The sequence below is a fragment of the Bradyrhizobium sp. LCT2 genome, from assembly GCF_009931255.1.
In the GTDB taxonomy this organism is placed as follows: Bacteria; Pseudomonadota; Alphaproteobacteria; order Rhizobiales; family Xanthobacteraceae; genus Bradyrhizobium; species Bradyrhizobium diazoefficiens.
On sequence record NZ_CP034432.1, the window covers coordinates 7,082,003 to 7,100,961 of the forward strand.

Below are 18,959 nucleotides of genomic sequence, written 5' to 3' on the forward strand. Positions count from 1 at the left end.
GGCAACATGGATCGATCAGCCCCGCCGAACAATCAAAAATCACGGCGCGGCAGAGTGGAGAGGGTCAAGAATGTCAGTCGGACGAACTCTGTTTGCGGCGACGCTCGCCGGTACGCTTGCGTTGGCGGTCTCGCCGGCGTCGAGCCAGACGCTACGTTATGCCAACCAGGGTGACCTGAAGTCGCTCGATCCCTATACGCTCAACGAGAGCACCACCCACGCTCATCTCGGTCACGTCTATCAAGGCCTCACCGCGCGCGACAAGGACCTCAAGATCATTCCGGCGCTGGCGGAAAGCTGGGAAACTCCGGAGCCGACCCGCTGGCGTTTCCATTTGCGCAAGGGCGTGAAGTTCCACAATGGCGACCCGTTCACCGCCGACGACGTGGTGTTCTCGGCCGATCGCGTCCGCAAGAAAGGGTCGAACATGCAGACCCGCCTTGCGCCCGACGTCAAGGTGGTCAAGGTCGACGACTACACCGTCGATTTCGTCCTGCCCTCGCCCAACCCCATCCTGCATAACGCGTGGGATGTCTGGTACATCATGGACAAGAAATGGGCCGAGGAGAACAACGTCGTCGACCCGACGCCGGTGGCAGCGACCACGCCGAGCTACGCCTCGCTCCACGAGAACGGCACCGGCCCCTTCATCATCGAGAGCCATCAGCCCGGCGTGAAGACGGTGTTCAAGGCCAATCCCAATTACTGGGGCAAGGTCGAAGGCAATTTGAAGGAGATCATCTTCACCCCGATCTCCTCCGACGCCACCCGCGTCGCCGCCCTGCTCTCCGGCGAAGTCGACGTCATCGAGCCGGTGCCGATCCAGGACATCTCCCGCGTCGATTCCAGCCCGAATGCCCAGGTGCTGAAGGGGCCGGAGCTGCGCACCATCTTCATCGGCTTCGACCAGATGCGGGATGAGCTGCTCTACTCCAACATCAAGGGCAAGAACCCGTTCAAGGACATCAAGGTCCGCGAGGCGTTCTACAAGGCGATCGACATCGAGCTGATCAAGACGCGCGTGATGCGCGGGCTGGCGACGCCGTCGGCGCTGATGATCGCGCCGGAGCTGTTCATACTGTCCAAGGAATTCACGCGGCCGAAATTCGATCCCGACGGCGCCAAGAAGCTCCTGACCGAGGCCGGCTATCCCGACGGCTTCGAGGTCACCATGGACTGCCCGAACGATCGTTATGTCAACGACGCCGCGATCTGCCAGGCCGTGGTCGGCATGCTTGCCCGCATCGGCGTCAAGATCAATCTGCTGGCGCAGCCGAAGGCACAGTACTTCGCCAAGGTGCTGAAGCAGGGCGGCTACCAGACCTCGTTCTACATGCTGGGCTGGACGCCGAGCACGATGGATTCCCACAACGTGCTCTTTGACATCATGGGCTGCCGCGACGATGCGAAATCCTCACGGGGCGAGGCCAATCTCGGCGGCTACTGCAACAAGGAGTTCGACGCCATCACCGACAAGGTGCTGGTCGAAACCGACACCGCCAAGCGCAACCAGCTGATCAAGCAGGCCTACGAAATCGGCAACAAGGACTGGTCCTACATCCCGCTGCACCAGCAGGCGCTGGCCTGGGGCGTATCGAAGAAGGTCAACCTGCCGCAGCGCGCCGACAATCTGGTCATGTTCCATTGGGCGACCAAGAAGGAATAGCGTCAGTTGAACACGAGGTCCCGGGAGCGTCAGGCTTCCGGGACCTTTCCTTTTCCGGCCGACAAAGTCGTCGACTGTAAGCGCACCCAAGGACAGTGGAAGAAATGCTCGCTTTCACTCTACGCCGCGCCGTTCAGGCTATCGGCGTCATGTTTGCCGTCGGCATCATCGCGTTCTCGATGTTCCGATTCGCCGGCGATCCCGTCAACCAGATCGTCTCGATCGACACGTCGGCGGCCGAACGCGAAGCCGTGCGCAAGTCGCTCGGCCTCGATGATCCCGTGCCGGTGCAGTTCGTGCGCTATTTCGGCGATGCCGCGCAGTTCAAGTTCGGCGTCTCCTACCAGTTCCGCCAGCCGGTCTCGGCGCTGTTGATGGAGCGCATGCCCGCGACGCTGGAACTTGCGATCTGCGCGACCGTGTTCGCAATGGTGTTCGGCATCCTGATGGGGGTCTATTCGGCGCTCAAGCGCGACACCGCGCTCGCCAAATTATTCCAGGCGGTCTCATTGATCGGCATCTCGCTGCCGACGTTCCTGATCGGCATCCTCCTGATCTATCTGTTCGCGGTGACGCTGGGCTGGCTGCCCTCGTTCGGCCGCGGCGAGGTGGTCAAGCTCGGCTGGTGGACGACGGGCCTGCTCACGCTGTCGGGCCTGAAGGCGCTGATCATGCCCTCGATCACGCTCGGCCTATTCCAGATGACCCTGATCATGCGGCTGGTGCGGGCGGAGATGCTGGAAGTGCTGCGAACCGACTATATCCGCTTCGCCCGCGCCCGGGGGCTCACCACCCGTGCCATCCATTTCGGCCACGCGCTGAAGAACACGCTCATTCCCGTGATCACGGTAGCCGGGCTCCAGTTTGGCTCGGTTATTGCATTTTCGATCATCACCGAAACCGTGTTCCAGTGGCCGGGCATGGGACTTCTGTTCGTTCAGGCCGTGCAAAACGTCGATATCCCGATTATGGCCGCCTACCTGCTGATGGTCTCGCTGATTTTCGTCACCATCAATCTGGTGGTCGATATCCTCTACACCGTGGTCGATCCGCGCCTGCGCTCGACCGTCGGCCGCGCGACATAGGGCAATCTGCATGTCAGACGCAGTCGTCTCCAATTCCGACAAGCAGAGCACGCAGCCGACCCACGCTGCCCGCGGCTGGCTCAGCCGCGCGCTCGATAGCGACGTCTTCTATTCCTTCCGCCGCTCCAAGCTCACCATGGTTGCGGCCGCCATCACGGTCTTGTTCTTCCTGCTCGCGATCTTTGCCTCCTGGCTTGCGGTCCAGAACCCGTTCGATCCGGCGCAACTTCAGCTGATGAACTCGCGGATCTCACCGCTGTGGACCGCCGACGGCCAGAGCCCGTTCCTGCTCGGCACCGACGAGCAGGGTCGCGACGTGTTCTCCGCCATCCTCTACGGCATGCGTATCTCGCTCGCCGTCGGCGTGGCCGGCGTGATCTTCGCCGGTGCGCTCGGCATCGCGCTCGGCCTGATGGCCGGCTATTTCGGCGGCGCGGTCGACGGCGTGATCATGCGGATCGCCGACGTCCAGCTCACCTTCCCCGCCATCCTGATCGCGCTGCTGGTCAATGGCATCGCGAAATCGATCCTCGGCAACCGGCTGGATGCCACCAGCATGCTGGTGGTGCTGGTGATCTCGATCGGTCTGAGTTTCTGGGTCGGGTATGCCCGGACCGTGCGCGGTTCCGTGATGGTCGAGAAGAACAAGGACTACGTGGCCGCCGCGCAGCTGATCGGCCTGCCCGCGCCCGTGATCATGCTGCGGCATGTGCTGCCGAACACGATGGGCCCGATCCTGGTCATCGCCACCATCAACCTCGCGCTCGCCATCATCACCGAGGCGACGCTGTCCTTCCTCGGCGTCGGCCTGCCCGACACCATGCCCTCGCTCGGCACGCTGATCCGCATCGGCAACAACTATCTGTTCGCGGGCGAATGGTGGATCGTCGCCTTCCCCGGGCTCGCGCTCGCCGCACTGATCCTCTCCATCAACCTGCTCGGCGATTGGCTGCGCGACGCGCTCAACCCGAAACTTCGATGAGTGTGCGTCGCCCATGACCGAACCTGTTCTCTCCGTGCACAATCTCCAGGTGGAGTTCGCCTCCCGCCGCGGCACGCTGCGCGCCATCGACGACGTCTCCTTCGACATCGCCAAGGGCGAGGTGCTCGGGGTGGTCGGTGAATCCGGCGCCGGCAAATCCGTCACCGGCCTCGCGGTAATCGGCCTGATCGATCCTCCCGGCCGCATCGCCGGCGGCGAGATTCATCTCGCCGGCCTGCGCATCGACAATCTGCCGCCGGAAGAGATGCGCCGCATCCGCGGCAAACGCATCGGCATGATCTTCCAGGATCCCCTCACCTCGCTCAATCCGCTGTACCGGGTCGGCGACCAGATCGTGGAAACCATCCGGACCCACCTCAATCTGTCCGAACAGGCGGCCCGCCGCCGCGCCATCGACCTGCTCGCCGAAGTCGGCATCCCCGCGCCGGAAAAGCGCATCGACGGCTATCCGCACGAGTTCTCCGGCGGCATGCGCCAGCGCGTCGTGATTGCGCTCGCGATCTGCGCCGAGCCTGAGCTGATCATCGCGGACGAGCCGACCACAGCGCTCGACGTCTCCGTCCAGGCGCAGATCATCTCACTGATCAAGCGGCTCGGGCGCGACCACGGCACCGCGGTGATGCTGGTGACCCACGACATGGGCGTGATCGCGGAGACCTCGGACCGCGTCGCGGTGATGTACGCCGGCCGCGTCGCCGAGATCGGTCCAGTGCAGGACGTCGTGAGGAACCCGCTGCATCCTTACGCAAAAGGATTGATGGGCGCGATCCCGACGCTCGCGGGCGAGGACAAGCGCCTGGTGCAGATCCCCGGCTCCATGCCGCGCCTGTCGGCGATTCCGCGCGGATGCTCGTTCAATCCGCGCTGCGCGTTCGCATTCGACCGCTGTCGTGTCGATCGGCCCGAGCCACTGCCGCAAGGCGCCCAATCGGTCGCCTGCCATCTCTATGACAATGTGCCGGCGGAGAGCGCGGCATGAGCGCCCCTTTCGTCCAGGCCACAAATCTGCGCCGCGTCTTCGATGTCTCGAAGCCCTGGCTCAACCGCGTGCTGGAAGGCGGGCATCTCGAATATCTCAAGGCTGTCGATAACGTCACCTTCGACATCAGGAAGGGCGAGACCTTTGCGCTGGTCGGCGAGTCCGGCTCCGGCAAGACCACGGTGGCGCGGATGGTGGTCGGCCTGTTGCCGCCGAGCTCCGGCGACGTCCAGATCGACGGCGTCTCGATGGGGGATCCGCGGCAGGCGCCGGCGCGACGAAAGCTGCGCCGCCGCATCCAGATGATCTTCCAGGATCCCTATGCGAGCCTGAATCCGCGCTTCCGGGTCGATGCCATCATCTCCGAGCCGATCCGCGCCTTCGACCTGATCCAGGGCGAGCGCGACATCCAGGCGCGCGTCGGCGAGCTGCTCAGCCTCGTCGGCCTGCATCCCGACGACCGGCTGAAGTTTCCGCACGAGTTCTCCGGCGGCCAGCGCCAGCGTATCGCGATCGCGCGGGCGCTCGCGTCCGATGCCGAGTTCATCGTCTGCGACGAGCCGACCTCGGCGCTCGACGTCTCGGTGCAGGCGCAGATCCTGAACCTGATGCGCGACCTCCAGGACAAGTTCGGCCTGACCTACATGTTCATCAGCCACAACCTCGCCGTGGTCCGTCACATGGCGAGCCGCGTCGGCGTGATGTATCTCGGCCGCATCGTCGAGATCGCGGAAGGCCGCGAGCTGTTTGCCCGGCCGCGCATGCCCTACACCAAGATGCTGCTGGGCGCCGTGCCCGATCTTGCCATGAGCGGCCGCCAGCGCATTCCGGTCAAGGGCGAGATTCCGAACCCGATCAATCCGCCGCCCGGCTGCGCCTTCAATCCGCGCTGTCCGCTGGCGTTCGATCTCTGCCGCAAGGAAGCCCCGGAACTGATCGGCGGCGTCGCCTGCCATGCGGTTAACACCGCGCCGGTCCCGGCGTGACGCGCGCGTGCCATGCGGCCTGCGCATTGGCGGCACGGCATCGCCTGTGATCAATTGCGCGCGCCACAACTAAGGTAACGAAATCCCATGGCCAGCAACGTCAATCCGGATCCCTTCACGACGCGCCCCGAGATCGAGGGCACGTTCGGGGTCGTCGCCACCACGCACTGGATCGCGACCGCCGTCGGCATGGCCATTCTGGAAAAGGGCGGCAACGCCTTCGATGCCGGCGTCGCCACCGCTTTCACGCTCCAGGTGGTCGAGCCGCATCTGAACGGCCCCGGCGGCGACGTGCCTGTCATCGTGCACGACGTGAAGCGCGGCCGCACCGAGGTGATCTGTGGCCAGGGCCCGGCGCCGGCGCGCGCCACCATCGCGCATTACAGGAGCGAAGGCCTCGACATGGTGCCGGGCACCGGCCTGCTCGCCGCCTGCGTGCCCGGGACCTTCGAATCCTGGATGATGCTCTTGCGAGACTACGGCACCATGCGCGTACGCGACGTGCTGGAGCCCGCGATCTCCTACGCGCGCGACGGCTATCCGCTGGTCGAGCGCGCCTGCGCCACGATCCAGACCGTCGAGCAGCTATTCCGCAAGCACTGGCCGACCTCGGCCGCGGTGTATCTTCCCAATGGCGAGGTGCCGAAACCCGGCACGCTCTTCACCAACAAGACGCTGGCCGCGACCTACGCCCGCATTCTCAGCGAGGCCGAGAGCGGCGACGGTGGCCGCGACGCCGAGATCGAGCGTGCGCGAAGGGCCTGGTCGCACGGCTTCGTCGCGGAAGCCATCGACAAATTCTGCCGCACGCAAGAGGTGATGGACGTCAGCGGTTCGCCGCATCGCGGCGTTCTCTCGGCCGACGACATGGCGCGCTGGCAGCCGACCATCGAGGCGCCGCTTACCTACGACTATGGCCGCTACACTGTCTGCAAGGCCGGCGTCTGGAGCCAGGGCCCGGTCACGCTGCAACAGCTCGCACTGCTCAAGGGCTTTGCGCTCGACGGACTCGACCCGACCGGGCCGGAATTCATCCATCTCCAGATCGAATGCGCCAAGCTCGCCTTCGCCGACCGCGAAAAGTTCTACGGCGATCCGAAGTTCAGCGAGATCCCGATCGCGACGCTGCTGTCGGATGCCTATAACGACGAACGCCGCAAGCTCGTCACCGACAAGGCCTCGCTCGACTTCCGCCCCGGTTCGGTCGAGGGCTTTGGCGGTGTCGTCAAGCTGCGGCGCGCCGAAGGCCAGCGCGAAGCGGTCGGCGCGCTCGGCGCCGGCGAGCCGACGGTCGGACGCTTCGGCGAGGTACGCGGCGACACCGTGCATTTCGACATCATCGACAAGGCCGGCAATATGGTCTCCTCGACGCCATCGGGCGGCTGGCTGCAATCTTCGCCGATCATTCCGGAGCTCGGCTTCTGCCTCGGCAGCCGCGCGCAGATGTTCTGGCTGGAGGAAGACCATCCCGCCGCGCTTGCGCCGGGCAAGCGGCCGCGCACCACGCTGTCGCCGACCATGGCGCTGCGCGACGGCGAGCCGTATCTCGCCTGGGGCTCGCCGGGCGGCGACCAGCAGGACCAATGGATCACGCAATTCTTCCTGCGCCACGTCCATTGCAATCTCAATCTTCAGGAATCGATCGACGCGCCGGCCTGGCATTCCGAGCATTTCCCGATCTCGTTCTGGCCGCGCACCGCGCGCCCCGGCGTGCTCGTGGTCGAGAACCGCGTACCGAAGGCAGCGATCGAGAATCTGCGCGAGCGCGGACATATCGTCGAGATCGGGCCCGACTGGTCGGAAGGCCGCCTCACCGCGGCCTCGCGCGTCGGGGTGCGCCGCCGCGCCGCCGCCAATCCGCGCGGCATGCAAGGCTACGCAGCAGGACGCTGATGGACAGAATATGACCTGGTCGATCATCGCACGCGATCCTGCCACCGGCCAGTTCGGCATCGCGGTTGCGACCCGCTTCTTCGCCGTCGGCGCGCGCGTGCCCTATATCGCCGCCGGCCTCGGCGCGATCGCAACCCAGGCCTTCGTGAATCCCTATTACGGCATCGACGGCGTCAAGCTCTTGCGTGAAGGCTTGAACGCGCATGACGTACTCGCCAGCCTGCTCGCGACCGACGACGGGCGCGAAAGCCGCCAGATCCACATCATGGACGCGAGCGGCGAGATTGCTGCGCACACCGGGCGCGACTGCGTCGACTGGTGCGGCCACATCGCGGGCAGCGGCTTCTCCATCGCCGGCAACATGCTCGCGGGTGCCGACGTGCTCGACGAGACCGCCAAGACCTACATCGCCAATGACAGCCTGCCCTTCCCGCGCCGCCTGCTCGCGGCGATGCGCGCGGGCGAAGCCGCCGGCGGCGACAAACGCGGCAAGCAGTCTGCTGCGCTCCTGATCCACGGCGAGGAGGAATGGCCGGCGCTGGACATTCGCGCCGACGACCATTCCGATCCGCTCGGCGAGCTCGAGCGGCTCGAACGGGTCAGCCACGAGCTCTGGGTGCATTTCCGCAACTCCATGCCGACGCGGCAGAACCCGGCCGGCAACACCGATCGCAGCGTCATCGACGCGAGCATCGCCGCGGCCCGTGCAAGACAATCATGAGCACAAGCCCTCTCATCGAGATCAAGGATCTGCGCATCCGCTTCCACGGCGACGATGGCCGCGTCACCCATGCGGTGGACAGTGTAGATCTCAGCGTCGCCAATGGCGCGACGCTCGGCCTCGTCGGCGAATCCGGCTGCGGCAAGAGCGTGACGTCGCTCGCGATCATGGGATTGCTGCCGAAGCAAAGCACGGAGATATCGGGCGCGATCCGCTTCGACGGCTTCGATTTGCTGAAGACCCCGGACCAGACCTTGCGCGACCTCCGCGGCAACCGGCTCGCGATGATCTTCCAGGAGCCGATGACCTCGCTCAACCCGAGCTTCACCATCGGCGACCAGATCATCGAGACCATCCTGCGCCATCGCGGCGGCTCGCGGCGCAGCGCTCGGGAGCGCGCGATCGAGCTGTTGCGCCGCGTCCACATCCCCTCGCCCGAACGGCGCGTCGACGAATATCCGCACAAGCTCTCCGGCGGCATGCGCCAGCGCGTGATGATCGCGATGGCCCTGGCCTGCGACCCCCGCCTCCTGATCGCGGACGAGCCGACCACCGCGCTCGACGTCACCCTGCAGGCGCAGATACTTGAACTGATGCGCGAGTTGAAGGCGGCGAGCGGTGCGGCGATCATCCTGATCACGCACGACCTCGGCGTGGTCGCCGAGGTCTGCGACGAGGTCGCGGTGATGTATGCCGGCGAGATCGTCGAGCGTGCGCCGGTGGATGAATTGTTCGCCGCCCCGCAACATCCCTACACCGTCGGCCTGCTCGGCTCGATCCCGCGGCTCGACCACCGTGCCGAGCAGCTTGCGACGATCGAAGGCATGGTCCCGAACATGGCGCAACCGCCCGCTGGATGCCGCTTCGCCGCACGGTGCCCCTTCGTTCTCGACGCCTGCACCAGGGCGCCGCCGCCGCTCGTGGAAATCGCCCCGGGCCATCTCTCGCGCTGCATCCGCGCGCCGCTCGAACTTCTGGTGTCATGATGGCGCTGCTCGAGGTCGAAGGTCTGGTGAAGCATTTCGTCGCCGAGCGCTCGCTGTTCGGCCGGGCGCTCGCGCATGTCAAGGCGGTCGATGGCGTCAGCTTCTCGCTCGAGGCCGGCAAGACGCTGGCCCTGGTCGGCGAATCCGGTTGCGGCAAATCCACCGTCAGCCGTCTGGTGCTGCGGCTGATCGAGCCTGATGCGGGCACTGTGCGCTTCGACGGCCGCGACCTGCTCTCGCTCGACGCCGGAGCGCTCCGCGCCTTCCGCCGCGAAGCGCAGATCATCTTCCAGGATCCCTACGCCTCACTCAATCCGCGCATGACGGTCGGCCAGATCCTGACGGAGCCGCTGGCGCTGCACGATCTCGTCCCACCCGCACGGCGGCGCGAACGGGTCGCGGAAATCCTGCGGCTGGTCGGGCTGGAGCCGCGGCTCGAGCGACGCTATCCGCACGAATTCTCCGGCGGCCAGCGCCAGCGCATCGCCATTGCCCGTGCGCTCGCGGTCGAGCCAAAATTGATCATCTGCGACGAGCCGGTCTCGGCGCTCGACGTCTCGATCCGCTCGCAGATCCTGAACCTCCTGCGCGAGCTCCAGGACCGGCTCGGCCTTGCCTACATTTTCGTCTCGCATGACCTCGCCGTGGTCAAGCACATCGCCGACCACGTCGCGGTGATGAATCTCGGACAGATCGTCGAAACCGCGGAGGCGGACGCGCTGTTTGCCGCGCCCCGGCACCCCTATAGCCGCGCCCTGCTGTCCGCGATTCCCGTGCCCAAACCGCAGGCAAAAAGCAGCCGGATTGTGCTCCAGGGGGAGATCCCCAGCGCGCTCAATCCGCCGCCGGGATGCCGCTTCCACACCCGCTGTCCCTATGTCGTGGACCGCTGCCGCAGCGAAATGCCTCAGCTTGTCTCGGATGGCATCGGACATGCAACAGCTTGCCACCGAACGTCGGAACTGCCGTCCTCCGCGGCCATCGTCCCCATGGATGGCGGCTTCTCGCCGGTTCTCGAAAAATTGGTTGCCGCCTTCAGCGGCGGTCCGGAAGCAGCACGCGGCGGCGGGGTTAGTTCATTGGGGACGGACCCCGCATAGCCGTGAAACAGAGGTCGAGAGCGATGAGCTTTATGCGTTTGACAATCCTGGCGTCGGCCTTGCTGACGTCGCTCGTGGGCACGGCCCAGGCTCAGACCACGCTTCGCATCGGGATCGCCGAAGACCCCGACATCCTCGATCCCAGCATCGGCCGCACCTATGTCGGCCGCATCGTATTCTCCGCGTTCTGCGACAAGCTGTTCGACATCGACGAGAAGCTCAACATCGTGCCGCAGCTCGCGCTGTCTCACGAGACGTCGGCCGACGGCAAGGAGATGACGATCAAGCTCCGGCCAGGCGTCAAATTCCACGATGGCGAGCCGCTGGACGCCGAAGCGGCAAAATTCTCGATCGAACGTCACATGACGCTGCCGGCCTCGTTCCGGAAGTCCGAGCTCGCCAGCGTCGACCATGTCGAGGTCGTCGATCCCCTGACCATCAAGCTGGTGCTCAAGACGCCGTACTCGCCCCTGATCGCCCAGCTCACCGACCGCTCCGGCATGATGGTCTCGCCCAAGGCGGCGAAGGAGGCCGGTGACAAGTTCGGCCTGCATCCGGTCTGCGCAGGTCCCTACAAGTTCGTCGAGCGCGTGCAGCAGGATCGCATGGTGTTCGAGAAGTTCGCCGACTACTGGAACAAGGACAACATCCATATCGATCGCGTCGTATTCCTGCCGATCGTCGATGCCACAGTGCGCCTTGCCAACCTCAAGTCCGGCGGGCTCGATCTGATCGAGCGCGTGCTCGCCACCGACATCAAGGACGTCCGCGCCGATCCCAAGCTGGTGCTGTCGACGGCGCCCGAGCTCGGCTATCAGGGCCTGACCATCAACATCGGCAACGACAAGACCAAGGGGCCACTCAGCCAATCCGCGAAGGTGCGCCAGGCACTCAGCCTGTCGATCGATCGCGAGGCCATCAACCAGGTCGTATTCAACGGCGAGTTCACGCCGGGCAATCAATGGGTCAGCCCGACGCATCCATACTATCAGAAGGCTTTCCCCATTCCGGGTCGCGACATCGCCAAGGCCAAGGCGCTGTTGAAGGAAGCCGGTGTCAGCCTGCCCGTCACCGTCGACTACATGGTACCAAAGGGCACCGAGTACGAGGCCGTCGCCCAGGTCGTGCAGTCCATGGCCGCCGAGGCAGGCTTCGACATCAAGGTCCGCGTCGTCGAATTCGCGACCACCTTCAAGCAGGCGCAGGCCGGCGAGTTCCAGGTGTTCCAGATCAACTGGAGCGGACGCATCGACCCGGACGGCAATTCCTACATCTTCATGCGCAGCAAGGCGCCGCAGAACGACGGCGTGTACTCGAACCCCGAGGCCGACAAGCTGATGGAAGAGGGACGGGCCACATCGAATGTCGAGGAGCGCAAGGCGATCTACGCCAGGCTGACCAAGATCCTGCTCGACGACCTGCCGATCATCTACATCTATCATCGCACGCTCCTGATCGCGCATACGAAGAAGCTCGAGGGCTACCGGCAGATGCCTGATGGCCTCGTGCGCGTGGTCGGGTTGAAGTTCAAGTGATCGCGACATCACCCGGGAAACGCGTGGGGCCATGCTGAACTTCCTCGCCCACCGCATCGCGCAGATCGTGCCGACACTGTTCTTCGTGTCGGTGCTGATCTTTTCGCTCCAGCAATTGCTGCCCGGCGATCCGGCGCTGGTGATGGCCGGCGAGGAACGCGATCCCGCCGCGATCGAGCAGATCCGGCAGCAGTACAAGCTCGATCAGCCGATCCCCGTGCAGTATGTCTACTGGCTCAAGGGAGTCCTCACCGGCAATTTCGGCGAGTCCTTGCGCAACAAGATGCCGGTGCGCGAGCTGATCGCGCAGAAACTGCCGGTGACGCTCCAGCTCGGCTCGATGGCGATCCTGATCGCGTTCTTGATCGGCATTCCCGCCGGCATCGTCTCCGCAGTGAAGAAGGGCACGGCCTGGGACTATGGCGCGAATTTGTTTGCGCTGTGGGGCATCTCGACGCCGAATTTCTGGCTCGGGATCCTGCTGATCTTCCTGTTCTCGATCAAGCTCGGCTGGCTGCCGGCCTCGGGCTACGTGCCGCTGACCGAGGACTGGCGTGCGAGCCTGGCCGCCACCATCATGCCCGCCTTCGTGCTCGGCAACGCGATTTCCGCGATCCTGATGCGGCACACCCGCAGTGCCATGCTCCAGGTGCTGGAAAGCGACTATGTCCGCACGGCGCGTGCGAAGGGATTGTCGGAGCGCTCCGTCATCCTCAAGCATGCGATGCGCAATGCGCTGACGCCGATCATCACGCTCGGCGCGCTCGAGCTTGGCACGCTGTTGTCGGGCGCCGTGCTGACGGAGCAGATCTTCTCCATTCCCGGCTTCGGCAAGCTGATCGTGGACGCCGTCTTCAACCGCGACTACGCGGTCGTGCAGGGCGTGGTGCTGGTGACGGCCACGGTCTACATCACGCTCAACCTCGTTGCCGACGTCGCCTATATTCTCGTCAATCCGCGGCTGCGGGGCTAGCGCCATGACCGATGCCGCATTGCCCGCCGCTCCCTCCACCGCGCACGCGTCCGAACTAGACAGCCCGGCGCGCCGCGCACGGCGGCGGTTGTTCAAGCGCAAGGCCGCCGTATTCGGACTCGTCGTGATCACGGCGTTCATCCTGCTTGCGGCGCTTGCTCCTCTCATCGTCCCCTACGATCCCATCGCGACGAGCTGGAGCCTGGTACGCAAGCCGCCGACCGCGGCGCACTGGTTCGGCACCGACGAGCTCGGCCGCGACATCCTCAGCCGCGTCGTCTACGGCGCGCGCGCCTCCCTGCTCGCGGGCCTGATCTCGGTCGCGATCGCGCTCGGCGTCGGCGTGCCGCTCGGCCTGCTTGCCGGCTATCGCGGCGGATTTGTCGATGCGCTGATCAGCCGGATCACGGACGCGATGCTGGCCTGCCCGTTCCTGATCCTGGCGATCGCGCTGGCCGCGTTTCTCGGTCCGAGCCTTGGCAATGCGATGATCGCGATCGGCATCTCGGCGACCCCGATCTTCATCCGCCTGACCCGCGGCCAGGTGCTGAGCGTCAAGGCCGAGGATTATGTCGAGGCCGCGCGCGCGCTCGGCAACCCCGGCTGGCGGATCGCGTTCTCGCACATCCTGCCCAACATCCTGCCGGCGCTGCTGGTGCAGGCGACGCTGTCGATCGCCGCCGCCATCATCGCCGAGGCGGCGCTCTCGTTCCTTGGCCTTGGTCAGCAGCCGCCGGCACCGTCCTGGGGCAGCATGCTCAACGCGGCGCAGCGCTTCCTGACCCAGGCGCCCTGGATGGCGATCTGGCCGGGGCTTGCGATCTTCCTCGTGGTGCTGTCGCTGAACCTGCTGGGCGACGGCCTGCGCGACGCGCTCGATCCAAGGCAGCGATAAAGCTAGCTCCTCTCCCCGACGGGGAGAGGTAAAGATCAACCGCCAGCGCTAGATCACTGCCTCGCGCATCACGCGGCGGCAATCCATCTCGTATTCGAGATCGACCACCGGCGGGCGGGCATAATGCCAGGTCAGGCCGGAGCGCAGCGCGCCGCGGCGGACCAGTTCGTCGACCAGCGCGTGGTGGAAGTCATGCACGGAATAGGCCTGCACGCCGGTGGTGTCCTTCCAGCCGAAGCCGAAGGCCGCCATCCGGTTTTCCATCTGCGAGGTGGTGGTGAACCGTACCTTCTCGCGCAGCCCCTCCGGGCTGAGGTCGCGGTAGCGCACCGTGCGCTCGACATAAGTTCCGCTGCCCTCGCGTGCTTCGGCACCGCCGGCGATCACGAAGCTCGGCGCCTTCGACCGCGTCGGGCGCGTGAAGGAGAACGCGTAAAACGATGGCTCGGTCGGCGGATCGATCTCGGGACAGACATTGCTGCGCGCCACCGGATTTGTGGTGCCGTCGAAGATGCCCCATTCGGATAGCGTCTTCACATAGTGCAGGTTGAACGCACGAAAGCCCTCCTCGCTGAAGGCGGCCGGTGAGCGCAACTCGCAGGCGCAGAACGCCGTCAGCGGACGTCCGGCTTCCTGGATGAATTTCGCCGCGAGCGCAAAGCCCTCGGCAAGCGGCACCAGGCGATCGAGCCGGACGCGCTCGATCTCATAGCCGTCATCCGCGGCCGCGCCGGCCGAATACTGGAACACGGATGGAATGAAACGATAATTGCCCGCAGAGAACTCACGCGTCATGACGAACTCCTATTCCAGTTGCATGCGAATGCCCTTGGCGCCGTTGAGCAGGCGCCTCAGGTGAAAACCGGCCAGCGCATCGTCGGCGTGCATCCCGACCAGCGCGGCAAAAGCCGGCATGGCGGCTGCGTCGCCGGCCTCCATCTTGGCGAAGGCTTCGGAGTACCGCGTTGTCGCCGCCGACTCGAATTTCGCCGTTGCCAGCGGTTCGAACGCACGCAGGGGTTCGCTGCGTCCGCGCAGCATCAGGTCACCGACTGGACGGCCATGGAAATTTGCGGCCCCCTCGGCGATGCTGGCACTGACGCAGATGCGTGTTCCCAGATGCTTGTTCGCAGCCTCCAGACGCGCCGCGATATTGATGGAGTCGCCATAGGCGGTGTAATCGAAGAAACGATTGCCGCCGAAATTGCCGACCAGCGCCGGGCCCGCATGGGCGCCGATGCGGGTCGCCCCGAAATTGACGCCTCTCGCCTTCCAGCGCGCGGAGAAATCCTCCGCCCAGGCATCGAGATCATGCGCACAGGCGACCGCGCGCGTCGCATAGTCCAGCTGGTCGCCAGGCGCGTTGAACAGCACCTGAATCGCATCGCCGATGATTTTGGCGACCGTCCCCTCATGCGCGAAGACGATCTCGGTCATGCCGCCGACATACTCGTTGAGGAGCTCGCCGAGCGTCTGCGGGGCCGCGCTCTCGACCAGCGACGTGAAGCCGGTGATGTCGGTGAAGAGGGTGGCGACATCGCGCCACTGCACCTCCATGCTGCCTTCGACATCCGCTGCCAGGCGCCTTGCGATCTCCGGCGAGAAGAAGCGCGACAGTGAGGCATGGGCGCGCTCGGCTTCCATCTGGCGCCGCCGCACCTCGCGCAGCATCTCCACGTGACCGATGGTCTTCTGGATCGTGGCCTCCAGATCGGCGAAGTCGATCGGCTTGGTCAGGAAGTCGAACGCGCCGCGGTTCATGGCGATGCGGATGTTGCTCATGTCGCCATAGGCGGAGACGATGATGGTCGACTTCTTGTCCTCGGCCTCCTGGAGCTTCGCCAGCAGCGACAGCCCGTCCATCCGCGGCATGTTGATATCGGAGACCACCATGTCGACATGCGGATTCTGCTCAAGTGCCTGCAGCGCCTCGAGGCCGTCGCGGGCGAACATGAGGGTGAGCAGCCCATCGCGAATCTGCCTGCGAAACTTTTGCAGGATCAGCGCCTCGAGATCCGGCTCGTCGTCGACGAAGAGGATGGTGGCAGTCATGCGGCTTGCTCGAGCCTCGTGTCGATCTCCTGGCGCAGCAGCGCAAAGTCGATCGGCTTGGTCAGGAGCGCGTGGGCGCCTCGCTCGATCGCCTTTCTGCGCGTCTCGGCGTCGCCATAGGCGGTGATCATGATGACGGGAACGTGCGGATAGTCGGCGCGCACCTTCGGCAGCATGTCGAGCCCGCTCATGCCGGGCATGTTGACGTCCGACAGAATCAGGATCAGCGAAGGATCGCGAACTTCGGCGGCACGCCTCAGCGCATCGGCCGCAGAGGGAGCAAATTCCATCTGGAAGCGGCCGGCGCGCAGGTCGCGCCGGAAGTGCTGCCTGAACAGCGGCTCGACGTCGGGCTCGTCATCGACGACCAGGATATAAACGTTCAAGTCTTGCCTCCGGCAGTGTCGCCCGCTGCCATCGTGCGCGGCAGCGTGATGATGAATTCGGTGAATATACCGGGCTCGGTCTTCACGTCGATCGTGCCGCCGTGCTGCTTCACGACGATGTCATGGCTCATGGACAGGCCGAGCCCGGTGCCCTCACCGGCCGGCTTGGTCGTGAAGAACGGATTGAACAATTTTTCCTTCACCTCGGGCGGAATCCCGGTGCCGTTGTCACGGATCCGGATCTCGACCGTGTCGCCGAGGCTCCTGGTTGCGGCACTCAGGATCGGCTCAAAACTGTCCGCCGCGCTCTCCTTGCGCTTGGCCGCAGCATAGAAACCGTTCGAGATCAGGTTGAGGAAGACGCGCGTGATCTCCTGCGGATAGATGTCGACCAGGCCGGCGGCGGGGTCAAATGCGCGCTGGAGCGTGACGTTGAAGGCGGGCCTTTCGGCGCGCGCGCCGTGATAGGCCAGATTGAGGCTCTCCTCCACGACCGCATTGATATCGACGGGGCGATGTTCGCCGGAACCCTGGCGCGAGTGCACCAGCATGTTCCTGACGATGGAATCGGCGCGCTTGCCGTGCTGCACCACCTTCTCGAGATTGCCCCTGAGCATGGCGGTCAGCTCGTCAACTTCCGCCTTGGTCTTGCCGTCGAGCTTTGCCGCTTCGAGCACCTCGTTAAGCTCGTCGATCAACTCCGTCGAAACCGACGAGAAATTGTTGACGAAATTGAGCGGGTTCTTGATCTCGTGGGCGATGCCGGCGGTGAGCTGGCCGAGGGAGGCAAGCTTCTCGGTCTGGATCAGCCGGTCCTGCGCGGCGCGCAGATCATCGAGCGATCGCGACAGCTCTCTGGTGCGTTCCTGGACCTCCTCGAACAATCGGACATTCTCGATCGCGATGAGGGCCTGATCTGCAAATGTGGTGGCGAGTTCGATTTGCTTGTCGCTGAACGGCCGCACCATATGCCGCGTCAAGACAAACACGCCGATTGGCGTCCCCTCTCGCAGCAGAGGCACACCGAGCATCGTACGCACGTTTGAACGCCTTCGAGCGGACGAAGGCGCATATTCCGGGTCGGCCTGCACATCCGGGACATGAACCGTTTTGGCGTCGAGCAGCGTACGCCCGACCACACTTCCCCGCTCGGGTACGGAAGCGAATGTCCGAAGCTTGTTTTCCTGCTCCGCGTCAAGCACGCAGCTTGCCGCCAAATAGAAGACGCCGTCGCTAGGCCGAAAGATCGTGCCTTCGTCCGCGTCACACAAGCGCGCCGCCGAGCCCACAAGGGTGTTCAACACGGTTTGCAGGTCGAACGCCGAACGGCTGATGACTTTCAGCACATCGGCGGTCGCCGTCTGCTGCTGCAACGACTCGCTCAATTCCGCGGTCCGCTGCTCGACCTTGTTTTCAAGGTCGGCATAGGATTCCTGCAAGCGCGCGCCCATCTCGTTGAACTGGTCGGCGAGCCCTTCGAGTTCGTCGCCGGTCCGGATCGCGATGCGCTGGGAGAAGTCGCCACCCCCGATCCGCTCGGCGCCGCTGCGCAGCGCCTGGATCGGTCCCACCATGCGGCGCGCGAGGAATATCCCCGCAAGCACCGCGAAGATCGACGCCGCGAGCAGCACGATCGCAAGCCGCTGCAACGAGGCATAGAGCGCGGCATAGGCCTCCTCGACCGGCAGCTCCACGAACATGGTCCAGTGCAGCGGCTCGATCGGGGCCGATGCGGTCAGCACCTTCCGCCCCTGGATGTTGCGCGCTTCAGGAAGCGGATCGGACATGGTGCCGCCTCCGGCCTGCGCGGCGCGCACCTGCGCGAGCCCGGACATATCGGTGTTGCGCAGGACCAGGCTGATATCGGGATGCGCGATCAGGCGCCCCTCCGGCCCGACCACGTAGGCGTTTCCGTGCTCGCCGACCTTGATCTGGGAGACGACGTCCCAGATCAGCTTCAGATTGACCTCGGCGATGCTGACGCCGGCATCCTTGCGCGCGCCGGCCAGCGCCAGCGTCATGTAGGGCTCGGAGTCCCTGCGGAAATAGACCGGCCCGTAATAGACCTTGTGCGCGACCGCCTCGGTGAACTTTGGATCCCCCGACAGGTCGATCCCACTGTCGATCGCGTCCATCGCCAACCGCGAGACCCGCAACCGCTCCTTGCCGCTCGAATCCACCTGGGCGAGCTCGGTGATCCCTGGCACCTGACGCAGCAGCCGCAGCGCGTCGAACCGGCGCTGCTCGATCGAGCCCGCCGACCACGGCAGCTGCGTGGTCCAGCCGAGCTGGCTCTCGATCTCCTTGACGAACTGGCCGATCTTGGCGGCCGCCGCCTCGGCCTGCTCATGCTGGACCCGGATCAGCGAGGCCTTGTGCTCACGATAATAGAAGAAGACTTCGAACAGCCCGTTGGCGAGCAGCGCAACGGCGACGACGGCCACGAACAGCGCGACGTATTTGGTGAACAGCCGGGTCCTGATCCCCCGCCCCACCGCCTCGCCGGCCACGGCCCCATCCGGGGCCGCGCTCGGCAACGTCCTGGCTTGCGGGGCGTCGGGATGCAGGGAGAGGCTCATCCGGCGGAATCTAGCAAGAAGACGAGACGTTGTCTCTCGCGAGCGCGGCAAAGGGCCCGCCCGACGGCCGCGGTGGCCGCCGCATCAGCGTCGCCGGGCACAACAAAAAAGGCGGCAGCG

Annotated in this window: 16 protein-coding genes; 12 read left to right on the forward strand and 4 right to left on the reverse strand. The window is 65.1% G+C overall.

Going from position 1 to position 18,959, the window contains the following annotated elements; translation table 11 throughout:
• Window positions 1–70 precede the first annotated feature (70 nt).
• The 12 genes from EI171_RS33645 (at window position 71) to EI171_RS33700 (ending at window position 13,822) form a co-directional block, all read left to right on the forward strand.
• On the forward strand, window positions 71–1,666 hold the full coding sequence (locus EI171_RS33645) for an ABC transporter substrate-binding protein (protein WP_011085661.1): 1,596 nt from the start codon (window positions 71–73) through the stop codon (window positions 1,664–1,666).
• Window positions 1,667–1,770: 104 nt separating this feature from the next.
• Entirely contained in the window at window positions 1,771–2,751 is a 981-nt protein-coding gene (locus EI171_RS33650) for an ABC transporter permease (RefSeq protein ID WP_038965796.1), read from the forward strand.
• A 10-nt stretch (window positions 2,752–2,761) separates the two neighbouring features.
• The gene (locus tag EI171_RS33655) at window positions 2,762–3,733 is read left to right on the forward strand and encodes an ABC transporter permease (protein ID WP_028172430.1); all 972 of its coding nucleotides are present in this window, start codon (window positions 2,762–2,764) and stop codon (window positions 3,731–3,733) included.
• Window positions 3,734–3,746: 13 nt separating this feature from the next.
• Window positions 3,747–4,733: an ABC transporter ATP-binding protein gene (locus EI171_RS33660; RefSeq protein WP_161535882.1), complete on the forward strand. Its 987-nt coding sequence runs from the start codon at window positions 3,747–3,749 to the stop codon at window positions 4,731–4,733.
• Window positions 4,730–5,719 carry an ABC transporter ATP-binding protein gene (locus EI171_RS33665; protein ID WP_028172431.1) on the forward strand — a complete coding sequence of 330 codons (990 nt, stop codon included), beginning with the start codon at window positions 4,730–4,732 and terminating at the stop codon, window positions 5,717–5,719. The genes EI171_RS33660 and EI171_RS33665 overlap by 4 nt, the downstream gene beginning before the upstream one ends.
• An 87-nt stretch (window positions 5,720–5,806) precedes the next feature.
• Window positions 5,807–7,612: a gamma-glutamyltransferase family protein gene (locus tag EI171_RS33670; protein WP_011085656.1), complete on the forward strand. Its 1,806-nt coding sequence runs from the start codon at window positions 5,807–5,809 to the stop codon at window positions 7,610–7,612.
• A 10-nt stretch (window positions 7,613–7,622) separates the two neighbouring features.
• On the forward strand, window positions 7,623–8,333 hold the full coding sequence (locus tag EI171_RS33675; RefSeq protein WP_011085655.1) for a DUF1028 domain-containing protein: 711 nt from the start codon (window positions 7,623–7,625) through the stop codon (window positions 8,331–8,333).
• Window positions 8,330–9,319: an ABC transporter ATP-binding protein gene (locus EI171_RS33680; protein ID WP_161535883.1), complete on the forward strand. Its 990-nt coding sequence runs from the start codon at window positions 8,330–8,332 to the stop codon at window positions 9,317–9,319. Before EI171_RS33675 ends, EI171_RS33680 begins: the two co-directional genes overlap by 4 nt.
• Entirely contained in the window at window positions 9,316–10,419 is a 1,104-nt protein-coding gene (locus EI171_RS33685; RefSeq protein ID WP_161535884.1) for an ABC transporter ATP-binding protein, read from the forward strand. Before EI171_RS33680 ends, EI171_RS33685 begins: the two co-directional genes overlap by 4 nt.
• 23 nt (window positions 10,420–10,442) lie before the next feature.
• Entirely contained in the window at window positions 10,443–11,954 is a 1,512-nt protein-coding gene (locus EI171_RS33690) for an ABC transporter substrate-binding protein (RefSeq protein WP_060911058.1), read from the forward strand.
• A 31-nt stretch (window positions 11,955–11,985) separates the two neighbouring features.
• A complete protein-coding gene (locus tag EI171_RS33695; protein ID WP_060911057.1) occupies window positions 11,986–12,927 on the forward strand; it encodes an ABC transporter permease in 942 nt (313 codons plus the stop codon).
• A gap of 4 nt (window positions 12,928–12,931) precedes the next feature.
• A complete protein-coding gene (locus EI171_RS33700; protein WP_161535885.1) occupies window positions 12,932–13,822 on the forward strand; it encodes an ABC transporter permease in 891 nt (296 codons plus the stop codon).
• A 48-nt stretch (window positions 13,823–13,870) separates the two neighbouring features.
• Here the strand turns inward: EI171_RS33700 and EI171_RS33705 are convergent, their stop codons facing one another.
• From EI171_RS33705 to EI171_RS33720, 4 genes are read right to left on the reverse strand one after another with little or no spacing between them, the layout of a single operon-like run.
• Window positions 13,871–14,617: a hypothetical protein gene (locus EI171_RS33705; RefSeq protein WP_011085649.1), complete on the reverse strand. Its 747-nt coding sequence runs from the start codon at window positions 14,615–14,617 to the stop codon at window positions 13,871–13,873.
• A gap of 9 nt (window positions 14,618–14,626) precedes the next feature.
• Window positions 14,627–15,874, reverse strand: a complete 1,248-nt coding sequence (locus tag EI171_RS33710; RefSeq protein ID WP_011085648.1) for an adenylate/guanylate cyclase domain-containing protein — start codon at window positions 15,872–15,874, stop codon at window positions 14,627–14,629.
• Window positions 15,871–16,260, reverse strand: coding sequence for a response regulator (locus tag EI171_RS33715; protein WP_011085647.1), 390 nt, complete (start codon window positions 16,258–16,260; stop codon window positions 15,871–15,873). The genes EI171_RS33710 and EI171_RS33715 overlap by 4 nt, the downstream gene beginning before the upstream one ends.
• Window positions 16,257–18,839 carry an ATP-binding protein gene (locus tag EI171_RS33720; protein WP_161535886.1) on the reverse strand — a complete coding sequence of 861 codons (2,583 nt, stop codon included), beginning with the start codon at window positions 18,837–18,839 and terminating at the stop codon, window positions 16,257–16,259. Before EI171_RS33720 ends, EI171_RS33715 begins: the two co-directional genes overlap by 4 nt.
• Window positions 18,840–18,959: the final 120 nt, after the last annotated feature.